We start from the raw sequence: 15,176 nt of genomic DNA on the forward strand, positions 1-15,176 counted from the left end.
GATGCTACACATCGATTTTTCATGGTCTTATGACGGTTACGGACAAACAGCGACAACAACATGGCGCGAGCACAAAGTCGATATGCTGTTGCAATTTCTGCTAACGCATCCACACGAGCGGGTGAATCGACCTGATTTCGGCACCCCCCTTTCCCGCATGTGTTTCGAAGGAAATTCAAGTGAGCTGTCAGAGGTGATCCAGTTTGTCGCGAAAGCAGGCCTGCAGCGCTGGCTGGGAGATGTCATTAATATCATCGAACTCAACGCGGTCCCCGACGAATCAACGCTTCGGGTCGATTTGAAGTACCAGCTACAGGGAGACGAGGAAATCCATGAGGAAACAGCACACATACCGTTTGGAGGGGGTGTATTCTAATGAAGACAGAACTGACTCCCCCTGAGTTGCTCACGAAACGACGTAAACGGCTACAGGACTCTATCAGCGTCTTTGGCCTGGATTTCGTAGAAGTCTGCTCACATCAAGATCCAAATTCGAGCTTCCGAAAAATCCGGGTTCATTTTCTCGGGAGGAAACGCCCCGACTGGGTAAAAACGGATCAGCTTGTGCTGCGGGACTGTAATAATTCACAGCGGATTCCCGTAGACCTGATCGATACCGAAAATCGCTCCGCTTCTGAGAACTACTTGACATTAGAAATACTGGCCTCTGTTGCCAGCGATGTGGAATACTCGCTCACGATAGACGACCCTCAATCGCAGCGTCCCTTCCTCGACCATTTTTTTGCCTGTGTCATATTCCGGTTCAATTCAACTGCACCTGCCAAAACTGATTGCAGGCAGTCCCGAAATACGGCGACTCATAAAATAGCTCCCTCTGAGATCAATTATCTGGCAAAAGATTATGCGTCGTTCCGCCGGTTGATTCTGGACCGGCTGTCATTAACCATGCCTGACTGGCAGGAAAGGTGCCCGGCAGATATTGGCGTGATGCTCGTCGAACTACTGGCGTATTCTGCTGATCACCTGAGCTATTATCAGGATGCAGTTGCCACTGAAGCTTATCTCGGAACCTCCCGGCTCCGGCATTCTTTACGCCGTCACGCGCGGCTGGTCGACTATCGAGTTCATGAAGGCTGCAATGCCCGCGCCTGGATCCACCTCGATGTATCCGAAAATCTACCGCGGCTGAAATCCAGGGATTTGTTCTTTTTATCACTGCCAGAAACGGGGCCGGCTTCGTCATTATCGGAACTCACAAAAAAATCGCTGACAAATCTGGAACAGAAACACTGTGGATGCCAGGTTTTTGAACCCGTTTCCGGTGAGACAGCTTCCCTTTGGAAAAGTCACAATCAATGCCGTATCCACGACTGGAGTGGTGCCATACCCTGCCTGCCGCAGGGGGCAACATCCGCTTTTCTGGTCAATCCCAAGGGAGCGGGAGCCGCCGAGCGTCAGCAGGCACTGAAAGACCAGAAACATTCAGACAATTCAAATCCACTTAGTGAAAACGGCATACAGTTGAACCGTGGTGATTTCCTTCTGCTCGAGGAAGTCATCGATCCCTGGACGGGAAATACTCACGATGCGGATCCATCACACCGGCACGTCGTTCGACTGACGTCTGTCAGCTATGAATTTCATGACGACTTATATTATCAAGACGGTAAACCCTGCAGCATGCCCCTGGTAAAAATCATATGGGACGAAGCCGACGCACTTCCTTTTACTCTATGGATCAGAAAACCAGCCGAGGCCAGCTGGCAAGACAGGGACGATCGTTCATTAGCGGTCGCGAAAGGGAACATGCTGATCGTCGACCATGGCCGCAGTATCAGTAATGACCAGATTAAAATCAGAAGATCCTGGGAAACACCTGATGGCAAGCAGGGCATAAATTACCCTCAGCCTGGTGTCATGGGAGAGCTGTCCTACTCGGATTTGACTTTCAGTGATCAGTTGCCCCCACCAGAAACGTCTGCGTCAGACCATCTGATACAAGATCCCAGAAAAGCAGTACCCCAAGTAGTCCTGCATCAAATGTCTGAACGCTATCTGCAGCTTGTGGATCAGTTCTCCATTTTGGAACTCCGAGACGTGCGTCGGCTTGCAGAACGCCTGCTGTCACAACTGAAATCAGCTGACAAAACAGCGAATTTGTCCTCTTCATTCCCGAACGCAAAACAATTTGTCAAACAAGTACAGAAATCTTGCGGGTGCCAGGGTCAACCCAAAAAAGCACTGGAATATGTCAGCCTCACAAAATTCATCAACCTCATTCAGGATGATCTCCAAGAGGCATGGTTGCCACTATATGACCTGATCGACTGTGGCCCCGATGATGCCCGCTTTGTGGTTGAAATGTCAGATGATCGAGAAGCCAGACTGCGTTTCGGCAGACGAGGTTACGGCCGGACTCCGGTCCTGCAGGATCATAATTCCTCAGCAAAGATGGTTGCCCAATACCGCATCGGCAATGGTGCCGTGGGAAACGTACCGGCTGAATCGATTCGCTTCGTCGGCAGTTACAAAGATCCGTATCCTGGAATACAACAGATCTACAACCCACTGCCGGCAGCAGGAGGCATGGACCCGGAATCGGCTGAGGAAATCAGGTTGTTTGCACCGCATCCATTACGCACCAGACTGGAGCGGGCAATTACACCTCAAGACTATGAACAGATTGTGATGCGGGAATACGGGCATCTGCTACAACGCACAAAAGTGACGTTTCGCTGGACGGGACATGAACAGGAAGTGCTGGTCGCAGTTGACCCTCAAGGGAGGGAAACCGCAGAGGCGAATTTATTAAGTCGAATTCACCAGACCCTGAACCGTTATCGACGCATCGGCCATGCGGTGAACGTTCGCGCTGCGGACCGAGTCGTTCCGGTTCTGACGTTGTCCCTGTGTCTGAATTCGCATGTCATCAGGGAGCAGATCCGCGACGAGCTGAATATGCTGTTCAGTCGCCAGGTTCTGTCAAATGGTGCCCTGGCATTCTTTCATCCAGATCAACAGACATTTGGTGAGGGAATTTTTCTCAGCCGAATTGTAGCAGAAGCAACCCGAGTCCTGGGTAATCGTATCATTCATCTCGAAGTCACTGCACTGCACCGCAGCGGGGAAGGCCCCGCGGGTGAAATCGAAACTGGAGTCTTGCCACTTCATTCACAGGAAATTGTCCGATTCGATAATGATCGCACTCGTCCTGAATTTGGAACACTGGGTTTGCATATTAAGGGGGGAAGATGAAAACGAAAGTTTGTGGCTGCAGGCACGACTGCGATTGTTCTGAACAACCACCTGTCGCAGCACCGCAATCCGTGGTGAATCCGGCGGGTGAGAATGCACTGAGTTGTCGCGTTGGCACGCACAGTACATTTTTTGAAGAATTGCAACGCAGGCTCTCGAGCAGTGAGTATCCGGAACTGAAAAAACTGCACACCAGAAAGTTGTCGGATCCCTCAATTGCGCTGCTCGACGCCTGGGCGACAGTGGGTGACGTATTGACGTTTTATAACGAACGGTTTATTAACGAAGGTTATCTGCGCACAGCCACAGAGCATCGCTCGCTGGCTGAATTATCGGGCTTGATCGGTTACCGTCCCGGCCCGGGAGTTGCCTCAAGTGTCTATCTTGCTTTTACACTTCAGAAAGCCCCGCAACAGTCCACAGAAGAGACCATGATCCCCAAAGGCACTGCGGTCAAAAGCGTCCCCGGCGACAAGGAACTGCCCCAAACCTTCGAAACGGCAGAAGATCTGGTGGGCCGACCGGAATGGAATGCTATTCGACCGCGTCAAACTATTCCACAAGACATAGGGGAGGAAACCGTTTACCAGGTTAACTCTATCACGGTTGGCGGAATTACAACACGTTTAGTTCCCAATGACCTGATTGTTTTTGCATTCCCAGATGGAAAACATGTCCAACGGTATGTATTACGAGTCGAGACCAACGCAGAATTCAACTCCACAACGGTCTGGCTGAAACGAACTAAGTATTCCACTCAACAATTCGTGGATGACGTCCGCTCTGCTTTAGCAGCATTTCAAACTGGAATGCAAAGTACTACCAGTGAATTTCATTTCAATCAAACCCTCTTCAATCAATCAACCAAATACAGCGATTCTCTGTCACCTCAATCCAGTCTTATTAAACTGGATACAAGTATTGATACCCAGATTCCCGTTTGGAAGGGACAGCTTAAATCGATCGTGTCAGTTAAACAAAAAACAGCAGACCTCCATACATTATTTAAAGAAAAAATAGCTGCTTTTTTAAATTCAGTGACGAGTGATCTCAAGCCCCTGATTAATCAGTTCCTTTCCGACCAGGATAATCTAGCCGAGGTCGTAGCCATACTGAAAGAAGCATGGGGCGATGCCTCTTCAGGAAATGGTGGTATCAGCGATAACATTGCTGTCAACGAAATGAGAAAGAAGGTCAGAACAGCAATTGAAGATCAAACTAGTGGAATCACCCAAATTGTCGAAGGATGGCCCGCTGGAGTTTTAAGGGACACGGGAGAGAAGCTGCTTGAGGATCTGGATGGGATCTCCAATGAGACGGATACCGATGATGAAAACGAGACGGATTCCGCTTCTGAGAAAAAGCAGTTTCGCACGGCATTTCTCACTGCATGGGCAACTTTTACTGATCAATCAAATGGCGCGTTTGATTCGAAACGCAATGGGACACCCGATACGGATTATCAATCTGGTAAGTATGAGACTCTGGTAAAAATGCATTTAAAAAAAATGGCACTTGATGACGAGCCAGACTTTGTCGACGTTGCAGATGCTGTGAAAGATGCACAACGTACTTCTGCTAATCATCCTGAGGGCTGGTTGGTAATGACGGGTCTGACAGCAGATTCCAAGCCGGTCGAGATGCGTCTGCAGTACCAGTTTGTGAATAGTAGTAATAACGATAAAAGTAATGACTCTTTGGGTCCAGTACCCGCACAAGGACTGTTCAACAGACTTGTTAATAAACTCCTAGAGAATCACCCACCGATCGTTGACAAGTTCAAAGAACTAGAGGACATACTGAACCAGCTTGTGAATAAAGTCAAGAACTCATCGATCAATAATCCTGAACCAGCATTTGAAGATTTAAAAAAAGATATTCAATCCATCATAGATCAGACACATGCGCTTTCCACCTCTACTGACATTGGAATGTTCGCCGCCCCCCTTAAGAAGGTAAGCGACGACTGTAGGAAGTTAAATTCTATAATGAATAGTTCCATCCAGAGCCTGAAGACTTTGGATGAACATGTACTTAAGCTGTTAAAGGTTGTACGTGTCAACTTTGTTGATGATTGTAATAAGTTTCTTTCTGCTTTTGGCGACCCTGCAGAATGGAGCAGGAACGATGAAAAGGCAAACTCTGCCAAAAAGAATGTCCTCGATCCATTTAAAAAATACATCAATAAGGATGTTGAAAGTGTTTCACTGCAAGCCAAAGTTGAGTCAGACTCTGAAACAAAGTCACTGAATAAAGTTGTAGAAATATTATCGACCACCGAGTTCGTTCCCACAGAAGACACACCCTACCAGTCACGCTATCACCTGCTACTCCAAAGTATGCAGCAGATGCAAAAGCAGGTCAGCAGTCATGGACTTAATTCGCGAAAACAATCGCCCGATGATCTGTTTCCTGAAGCCGTCGGACTGGTAGATGCTCTGGAGAGCCTGTTGTCACGTGGCCAGAGAAAGTCTTCGCTGTCCAGTCGCAAATTGACGGAGGTTCTTAATTTCACCCTGAAAGAAGACCATGGTGAGATCCCGGATTTGTATCGCCAGATCGTAAGCGGATTATCACCACAAGTGAAGGAGAATTTGACTGCTATCTGGCGGCAAATCCGTTCACAGCGTATCGCCCCCCGAATACTTGCCTTCAAAACTATGATACCACTATTCGGATATAACGCCCCCAAAAAGAGCATCATCTCCCCCTCTTCGAAAGAAGAAAACTCTGTAGAGAAATCGAAACGTGAAGTAATTCTAGAAGAATTCACCTGGAAGGATATCAAAGAGCAGGGGTTTTCGGAGGATTCAAACTTGTATCGCAGGTGGCGAGATGGCAATGCAGTCTACTTAAGTCAGCCGGTAGAGGGAACAGCATCTGGAAGTGTGATTATTTTCCGTAATCCACCGGAAGATGATCGCTTATGTCTTGTAGAAGATGTGAAATCTCCAGTGCAACCTGGTGTGCTGAATGTCTCAGCCCCCGGTAGTTTAATCGAACTTGTAGATAATGGAGGAACCTGGCACAAAGCTGAAGTGAAAGTTGAAGAAGGAGATGAAGGAGACAATAATGATGAAAAAGACAACCAGTCGATTAAGCTACTACGTAAGACAACAGCACTGGTCCAGAGCCAAGAACTTAATCTAGTGGAAGTGCCTGTCACGAATGTTGTCAAAGATAATGTCAACAGGCATATTGAGCTTGACGGATTGTATCCGGAACTGAAATCCGGACAGACCATTATTATTGTGGGCGAACGGTTTTACATTGACGGCGCAAAGACAAGTGAGATCGCCACCATTAAATACGTTCGGCACGCTCTGGTCGATCGAGCGGGGGATAAAGTCCATACGCGAATAATTCTCACTACTCCGTTAAAACATTCCTACAAACGCGACACCGTCACCATCTCGGCGAATGTAGTCCGTGCCACGCACGGTGAAACGGTGGTCAAAGAGATAATCGGCAGCGGTGATGCAAGTCAATCGTTTCAGAGCATGCCATTGAATAAAGGGCCACTCACGCATCTTCCAGCCCCCACGGTTTCGGGAGTGGCCAGCACACTTTCGGTGCGAGTCAATGAGCTGTTATGGCATGAGAAAGAGTCGCTCATTGATTCGACCGCCTGCAGCCGTCACTATGTGGTGAAGAAACATGAAGCAAACCCTGATGTGGTTCAGTTTGGCAATGGGATAACGGGCGCACGTCTGCCGACCGGGCACCAGAATGTGAGTGCCGAATATCGTGTTGGACTGGGAGTCGCGGGGAATGTAAAAGCAGGAAAAATCACACAAATTGCCGGAAATCGACCGCTCGGACTGAAGGACGTCAATAATCCGTTGCCTGCCACCGGGGGGGCTGATCCGGAAACGACAGAGCAGATTCGTTTAAATGCGCCGCTGGCAGTCATGGCACTCGACCGTCTGGTCTCTGTCCGCGATTATGCCGATTTCGCCCTCAATTATGCTGGAATAGAAAAGGCCAGCGCCAAATGTCTGACTGTCTCAGGACAATCAACGGTCCACATCACAATCGCCGGTGCAGATGATCTTCCGATTACGACAGATTCCGATTTGTTTATGAACCTTTTGAAGAGCTTTCGGAAATATGGCGATCCACAGCTGACCGTCAAAGTTGATGTTCGAGAGTTGCTTTTGATCTTTATCAGCGCACGTGTGCGGCTGCTTCCGGATTACGCCTGGGAATTTGTGGAATCAGCGATACGCGAGCGGCTTTACACAGCTTTCAGTTTCAGGAACCGCAATCTGGCACAGGATCTTTATCTCTCTGAAGTACTGTCGACCATTCAACAGGTCGAAGGGGTGGCTTACGTGGATATCGACGTGTTGAACACATTATCGCAGTCGGCCTTTGAGAACGCCCTGCAAAAAAATACGATTGATAAAAACCAGGCAACTTCGCCAACTTCTGACTCCGACAAACCCGACAATTCACTGGAGAGAGTGTTTAAGGAACTGAGTGACACAACTGAGTTGCCGAAACCGGTTGTTCCCGTGTATGACGCGCGTCTTGAGACAGACCAGACGGGAAATTACAGGATCTTGTCTGCACAAATTGCTTCTCTCAGCCATGAAGTGCCTGATTCGCTCTTTTTATCGGAGATTATGAAATGACAGATCCCACGATTCACTCCCGAAAAGATCAGCTCTATCGACTCTTACCGCTTCTGTATCAGACGCTCGATTCAGGTCACGTGCCCGAAGAGAAACGCGGGCCACTGCGGGAGTTGCTCAATGTCATTGGTGAACAGGTCAATCTCCTGGAAGACGATCTGGCACGCTGGTATGACAACTGGTTCATCGAAACTTGTGAAGACTGGGTTGTGCCCTACCTGGGAGACCTGGTCGGTTACGAGTCCGCTGCCAGAGCCTTGAATACCAGAGATGACCCTGAGTCAGCATTGAATCGTGCCGTGGTTTTCCCACGCCGTGAAGTGGCTAACACGATCGCACTCAGACAACGAAAAGGTTCGCTTGCTCTACTTGAAGAGCTTTCGCGATCCATCGTTCACTGGCCGGCAAGAGCCGTTGAATATCGGCAAATGGTATCTGGTTCTGCCTCACTGAAACAGTTGCGTACCCACCGCAGCAGTAATGTCGAAGTTCGAAACTGCCGCTCCCTGGCAGAGTTGGGAACTGTCTTCGATGAAATACCCAGAACAGTGGATATTCGCCGTATCAATTCGCATCGCACACAGGGGCGTCATAACCTGCCCGCTGTAGGACTTTTTGTTTATCGCAGAAAAATCGACTCGGCAACGTTCGTCCCCTGGTGGAGCTATCGACAAAAGAAAGCGGACCGTTTCTGGGGGTTTTTCGATCCCTTGGGAATCGAACGTAGTTTACACGTCCTCCCCGTCCCTGAAGAGTCACCTGAAACAATAGCCCAACAGATCAATCTGCCGATCGTACTCAATCGCGGGCTACTGGCTGGTTCCAATGTCTCCCTCGATTACAATCCTGACGAGAAGCCTGACTATCACGGAATCGACGAGCGGTTCTATGGTCCAGGTCGCAGTTTACTGATTGCAGCCAGCTGGAATGATACCAGACTTCAGGTGCTTTCAAATAAAGAGATAGTGGTTTTTGATTCAAGCCTCTCCCCAAATGCCACAGACAAAACGGTAACACGGGACATGCTGATTTACAACCGCGTGATGGCATCTGCGGCACGCCTGAAACAACGTTATAAAGACTTCAATCCTTGCCACAAGGTCTGGGTCGACCCCGAGTGCGGCGTCCTGGCATTTTATCCGGAACGCATTCCAAACGAAGTGGTGACCTGTTTTCACTATGGTACGTCCGCGTATCTTGGTGGAGGTGAATATAACCGCGGGGTGAAGGATTACCAGTTTAATGAGAAGACTTCAGTTGCAGGAGGGGGCGTTAGACTTGCCAGGGAGCTCAATGAAAACATTGAGGACAACACCTGCACGGTAACTGAAATTGCTGACAGTGCGCACTATACCAGAGAGTGGGCTTGTACTGTGGGTAAATCAGCTTCTCTGACCGTTCGGTCAGCTAATCGCGAAAGGCCGACTATCAGTGACCTCAATAACAATAATGCCGATTTTCAGTTTAGCGGATCTTCCAACGCTCATCTCGAACTGGATGGTCTGTTGTTTGCCTCTGGTTCGGTAGTTTTTACTGGGGAGTTCGAGTCTATCCGGATTCGTCACTGCACGTTCGTGCCGGGAAAGACCACATTGGAATTTCGCGGTAGCCCGACTCAGGTCATTATTGAGGACTCGATTCTCGGCGAACTGATTCTGCCAGAGCCAGACATGTGCGACTCCCCCGCAGTTGGGATCACCGCTTTGAAGATTTCCGATTCCATCCTGGATGTCCGGGATTCAAGAGGCTCTGCAAATTTCGTCAAATTATCCGCAAACAGGACAACGGTGATGGGGGACTTGCAGGTTCATGAACTGGGGTTGATTAAAAATTGTATTTTTGCCGACTGTTTCTCGGTCAGAAATCAAACGGCCGGTTGCATGCGATTCAGTTATGTATCTCCCGCTTCGAGAACCCCACCTCAGTTTCATTGCCAACCCGCACTGGCCATCGAGCGTGCCCTGAGCAATTCGAATGAACATGATTCGAACTTCCTGCGCACTCCGGATGAAATCAGGAAAAGGGTCGCACCCCAGTTCGTAAGCAAAGTTTTCGGGCATCCCGATTATATGCGGCTGACCGATGATTGCGCAGCGAAAATACTCCAGGGAGCGGATGATGAAGGAGAATTGGGAGTATATCACAACGAATATTTTACACAACGGGCGGCTCATCTCCGCCAGCGTCTTCAGGAATTTCTTCCCGCAGGGAATGACGCCGAAATCATCTTTGAAACATAAAGGGACAAGACATGCACGGTGATTTTTCTCGTGATTCATACAATCTGAAAAACAACTTTACCCGCGTACTCATGCAACAGGGGCGGCTGATTGTCGACGCCGACTGGAATGAACAATCAGCGATCGTATTTAACTATCTGCAGACACTCGCCGCTGACATTATCGGCTGGCACGGCGGCGCCAATGTCACAAGCGACGAGACTGAAGCCCCGTCAGGCGGTGCATTCGCGGTTAGTAAAAACAAAAATAGCTCACTCAAGGTGTCAGGGGGAAGGTACTATGTTGACGGTATTCTAATCGAATGGCCAGTAAATAAAGACGGATACGAAATAGAAGAATTAGAACCAGACAGTAATTTGTCAGATCGGATCGTCATTGCTAAAGTTTGGGAGGAACACATCAGCGAGGCTTCAGACCTCACCCTACAAGATTCCGCATTCAACGGATTGGACTCCTGTACACGGGTTCGAATCTGCGTTCGATTCATAGCTGTGCCAATTGAGGAAATGGATCGTGAAAGTCTAAATAGTCTGTTAGCAACCGAGAACACGTTTCGAGAGTTCCTGAAGAGCACAACTGGAAAACCTGACTCTCCTCTCGATTTCCGACCGCTTCACTCTAATGACATGCTACCTCAATTGATCGCTTCGAGCAGCCACAATTCGCTGGATCCGGCAGATTGCATTGAAGAAACAAATCAGAGATACAGTGGTGTCGAGAACCAGCTTTACCGAGTTGAAGTTCACAGCGGTGGCACGTCCTTCTGGGATGGCTTGCGTACCATAGATGGCCATCCTCAAAGTAAGTCAGACCCTCAGGGTATTCCAGCTTTCGATATCGATAATCCACCCGTCACGCTGAAATGGTCCCGGGACAATGGTAGCATTACGTATGCGGCAAGCATCGAAGGTAATACTGCAACTGTGACAACTCCATGGCATGACGAGTCACGGGCGATTCAGCAGGGGCATTGGATCGAACTCATCAAGGATGATGAAGCACAAGGCGTGATGTTTCAAGCCGGTGTTGTAAAAAAAGAAAACGGAGTGACCATAATCATGCTGGATGTCCCTGCGGATAGATCTCCTGCTCCGCCTGCTGGTAAAGTGCTCATACGTCGGTGGGATCATCAGCACCGCAAGCATTTTCCTGTCACAGGAACGGGTGGCATTCTTGTGAGAAAGACTGTCAGTAATAATGAAAATAAATCGGTTGCTATTCCGCTGGAAGACAACCTGTTCATACAAATGTTTTTACCAGTTGAAGACGGTGGGAACGGTGAGGTCAGTGGGGCGGGTTTCAAAGCGGGCGATTACTGGCTGATTCCAGCGCGAGCTGCGTCCGGCGATATCATCTGGCCTGTCTCAAAAGAAAAAGAGAAACAGGCCCCCGAACTGGTGCCCGCCCGCTATACTCAGCATCATTACGCTCCGCTTGCTTTCATTAAAGATGTAAATAATGCAACGATCCTTGATTTACGTAATAATCTCTCGTTTCATACAGATTAGAGGCGGTGACTTTCAAAATATTTTTTCACCCGTTTGGATTCAGAGTAAGAAAGAATCCTGCGATAGCAGATTTCCTGTATTCCATTTTATATCTCTTCTAAATGGGATGCGATTCGCATGAGATCTAACTTGACTGGGTGTTTCGTCTGATTGATATTTAATTGAATGGAATCCATCAGCGATTGAAACAAAATTCTTAAAAGGTACCCCGATTCAACTCGAGACAGCACTCCGTCTGCCTGAAGTGAAATCACAAATCCTTCTTTTATTACAGAAAACGACAACTCACCTCATATTATTGGTGAGTTTTCTCTCGGTCCTGATTTCACAAGAAACGGCATCCGCAGCAGAATAATCAAACGATCTCTACATCATCGCAGAGCTTAAGAATTAAGATTTCGCCACGAGAGGGATTTTGCTTCTGATTCAGAATCTTTACTGTCCTAATTACAGTTTTTCATATTTCAGGGTATTCCAGGCGAATCCAGTTGATGTAACTCGATTTAGCTGCATTCCTTATAATTAGTCAATGCAGTATCTCAGAAATGCTGGGCACTTGATTTAGGTCTTATTACGTGCTTTAACAGTACGGGACACTGATAAATTCTGCACAATGCGGTGCAAAAAGTGACGTGCTCACCATAATGACCACCTCCCAGATCTTCTATCTCTTATCTCTGGAAAAGACAGTACGCTGTTCTGTGAGTCGCTGAAATCCACAGGTTGAAACTGTAGGAAGGGGGATCAGAAAGGTTGCTGATCCGATCCTGGAAAAGAGCGTGTTCCTGGACGTTCTATACCCTCATAATTGAGTGCAATATATATTGATACTGAAATAATATGATTTCGATTTCCCTTTCAACAGCTTGAACCACAGAGAAGATGATTCAAATTCACTTCTCCAGTCCAACAGGCAGCGGAGGCGTGGTAAAGCGTGATTCCATTCCAGCTTGTCTGATATGTTCCAGCCATACCCTTGCCTCAGCTTGCGAGCGACCAGCCAGCACGAGTGAATCGAACAGAAACTGATACTCTTCCGGTAATGTAGTTGCAAAAGGGAGTGGATCATCCGATCCAACGCAAATTCTCAAGGTCGCTCCCACATCGTTCCCTAAACCAGGGGTGATTCTCCAAAGAGGATGTTTTTTCAGATCTGACAGATCTCCGATCAATAAGTTAGAAACAGGATTGACCTCGATCGTGATCCCGGTATTCGCGTACCGCAAACGTACGAGTCTTTGTAGTTCGATCAACGCATCGGCGTCGTCAGAAACGGAAACCCATTCAATCTCACGACATCGACGATAGATTCCAGGCTCCGTAAGATAGCGCCCTAACTGGAATGCCAGAGGGTCAGATTCTAAGCCTCTGGGAAGCATTGAACTAGGAAATCCCAGCCGATTGAGGGCCTTCGGATTGTGGAGCCATTGAATGAACTGGTCGGCATTTTGGGGAGTCCAGGTAAAATTATTATCTTGAAAGATGCAGTTGGAAAGGCGGATGATTTCATCTTCGACATAGGTTCTTCGATTCGAAGTGAATTGAGAGCCGTGACGGCTGTGCCAGTTCCGCTCCCAGATCAGGTCCAGCCAACGATCTTCGCGGGACATGGCAATACGCATTGCACGAAGCGCCCATTCTGCAGGTTCAATTCCCAGAGCCAACCCATGCCCCACACGGTCTCCTCCATTGAGGGGAATGTGTTCGATTGCTTCATCCATGTAGCGGAGGCCTGTAGCCAGATGAACGAAATCTTCTCCTACATGTACCGTCGACCTTAGTCGCGGCGGTTCCGGCTTTGAATGAGCTCGCTCTCGTTCTGAAATCTGGCGGACGCCTTCATGGACGGCTTTGAACATCGGAGAAATGACCCAGGTGGGGACCCCATGCTCATCACGACAGGCATCAAGTCCTCGCAATAAAAACAGTAAATCAGGGAAACGTTTTAGAGTATGTCTAATCACATCGGAACGTTTCTGGGTATGTCGCGAAAATGCCTGCCAACGAAAGCCACTTGAATTCTGTTTCGCTGACGGATCCGCATGATTCTCTTGATCAAATGCCAATGGGGTGCCTCGATCAGAGTGCTGCCCACGAAATTTCAAATAGTGTAATACGACACCACATTCCACATTCTTCCAGGCATCCGTTTGTAGCCGTCCATTTCGACGATGCTGCAGAGTCGCTTCATTCTTGTAATTCCGCTTCCGGAGCTGCATGATCTGCTGTTTCCACTTACTCAATTCGCTGAGCTGTGAATGATAGTCTGAACTCGGACTGGAACGAACTTCCAGTGAAGCGAGCCCGTGTCCAATTCCCCCCAATGCGCCCGCAGACTCGAATTCTATATCCTTCAGCAACCCGGTAATTGCCCCTTTCCTATCATAGAAGCGAATAAAATTCATCAGGCCCGGGGTTAATGGTCGCTGGATACAATGTCGATAGATCTGTCCGCGCACACGTTCGACCTGCCAGAATAGTGTGGCAAACAACTTATCGTCTGGTGATCGCCCCAGATAATCCAGACCGTTTTGCAGAAACTGCAATTGGACTGAAGGACCAGCATGTCCATTCACGTTGAAAAAATCCGACAGAGGGTCGAGATTCTGAACCTGATCAAGCTGTTTAGGCAAGGGGCGAATGGAGGCCCTGGTGAGCGCATTATATGCGTTTTGCATCAGTTTGAATGTCTCAGGGAATCCGCTATAAAAGGTCGTTATATTGCCCTGAAACAGGTCTTGAAATGCCCGTCGGACCACTGGAAAGTGCCCCGGATTAAAAAACCGGTGCTGTAATACTTGTTTCTCCTCGAGTTCCATCATATACGCCTGAAAGGACTCAACCCGAGTCCGCTTTGCCAGAAATGCTCCCAGGAAGTACCTGACAATGGCCGCCCGGATCAGCCACTGGGAGAGGTGGACACCTTCTTCGTGCTCAGCTCCTGCACTGGCGAACGCTTCGCATTTCATTGCCTGTGCCAGCCCTGCACCACGGCCGACCAAATTCATGGCAGAAGCCCAGGCTGTCGAAAAGTCCAGAGCAGCACCTAGATGAAGATGTGTTTCCGCGTAGCCGCCATTTCTCAGTAGCGCCTCCACGGCGGGGGCGAGCATGTTGACTCTCACAGGGCCTCGTCCGTTTTGCGATAACCCTGCCAGAAGTAAATCGCCGGGTAAGGAAAACGTCATCCAGCGCCAGGCTCGACGGGCAACAGGGTCGTAGGCTTCTTTCTCCTGATTTCTGCTGGGAGATTTTGGTTCAGCATTTGCCCCTCTTGAAACCAACCAGCGGGATGCCAGCCATTTGACATAATCCGCAAGGGACCGAGTTCCCTCAGCACAGTCCCCGAACCAGATCGAATTTCGCATGGAGATCAATTCATCCAGGCCGATGTGTGGGAATCGGGAAGTAAAATGTATTTCGGTTTGTCTCCACAGGTGCTTCGTCGCTCCGTTTAAATCACAATCAATGCTGATTAACGGCCGGTTTAAAGGGATTGAGCTGCACAATGGAAAAGCAGCCAGCTCAGAGAGGATATGATCTATCGAGATCTCAACCGTTCGTGAATTTGACAT

Annotated in this window: 6 protein-coding genes; 5 read left to right on the plus strand and 1 reads right to left on the minus strand. The window is 48.7% G+C overall.

Features of this window, described 5'->3' with window-relative positions:
* Position 1: 1 nt before the first annotated feature.
* Genes Pan161_RS10175 through Pan161_RS10195 form a run of 5 tightly spaced genes read left to right on the plus strand, consistent with a single transcriptional unit; the run spans position 2 to position 11,601 of the window.
* Positions 2 to 376, plus strand: a complete 375-nt coding sequence (locus Pan161_RS10175) for a GPW/gp25 family protein (RefSeq protein ID WP_145226419.1) — start codon at positions 2 to 4, stop codon at positions 374 to 376.
* The gene (locus Pan161_RS10180; RefSeq protein ID WP_145226421.1) at positions 376 to 3,216 is read left to right on the plus strand and encodes a baseplate J/gp47 family protein; all 2,841 of its coding nucleotides are present in this window, start codon (positions 376 to 378) and stop codon (positions 3,214 to 3,216) included. Before Pan161_RS10175 ends, Pan161_RS10180 begins: the two co-directional genes overlap by 1 nt.
* A complete protein-coding gene (locus tag Pan161_RS10185) occupies positions 3,213 to 7,853 on the plus strand; it encodes a putative baseplate assembly protein (protein ID WP_145226423.1) in 4,641 nt (1,546 codons plus the stop codon). Before Pan161_RS10180 ends, Pan161_RS10185 begins: the two co-directional genes overlap by 4 nt.
* Positions 7,850 to 10,093, plus strand: coding sequence for a hypothetical protein (locus Pan161_RS10190; protein ID WP_145226424.1), 2,244 nt, complete (start codon positions 7,850 to 7,852; stop codon positions 10,091 to 10,093). Before Pan161_RS10185 ends, Pan161_RS10190 begins: the two co-directional genes overlap by 4 nt.
* A gap of 11 nt (positions 10,094 to 10,104) precedes the next feature.
* Positions 10,105 to 11,601, plus strand: a complete 1,497-nt coding sequence (locus tag Pan161_RS10195) for a DUF6519 domain-containing protein (RefSeq protein WP_145226426.1) — start codon at positions 10,105 to 10,107, stop codon at positions 11,599 to 11,601.
* Positions 11,602 to 12,494: 893 nt separating this feature from the next.
* Here the strand turns inward: Pan161_RS10195 and Pan161_RS10200 are convergent.
* Positions 12,495 to 15,176 carry an amidohydrolase family protein gene (locus Pan161_RS10200; protein ID WP_145226428.1) on the minus strand — a complete coding sequence of 894 codons (2,682 nt, stop codon included), beginning with the start codon at positions 15,174 to 15,176 and terminating at the stop codon, positions 12,495 to 12,497.

The sequence above is a fragment of the Gimesia algae genome, assembly GCF_007746795.1.
GTDB classification, from domain to species: Bacteria; Planctomycetota; Planctomycetia; order Planctomycetales; family Planctomycetaceae; genus Gimesia; species Gimesia algae.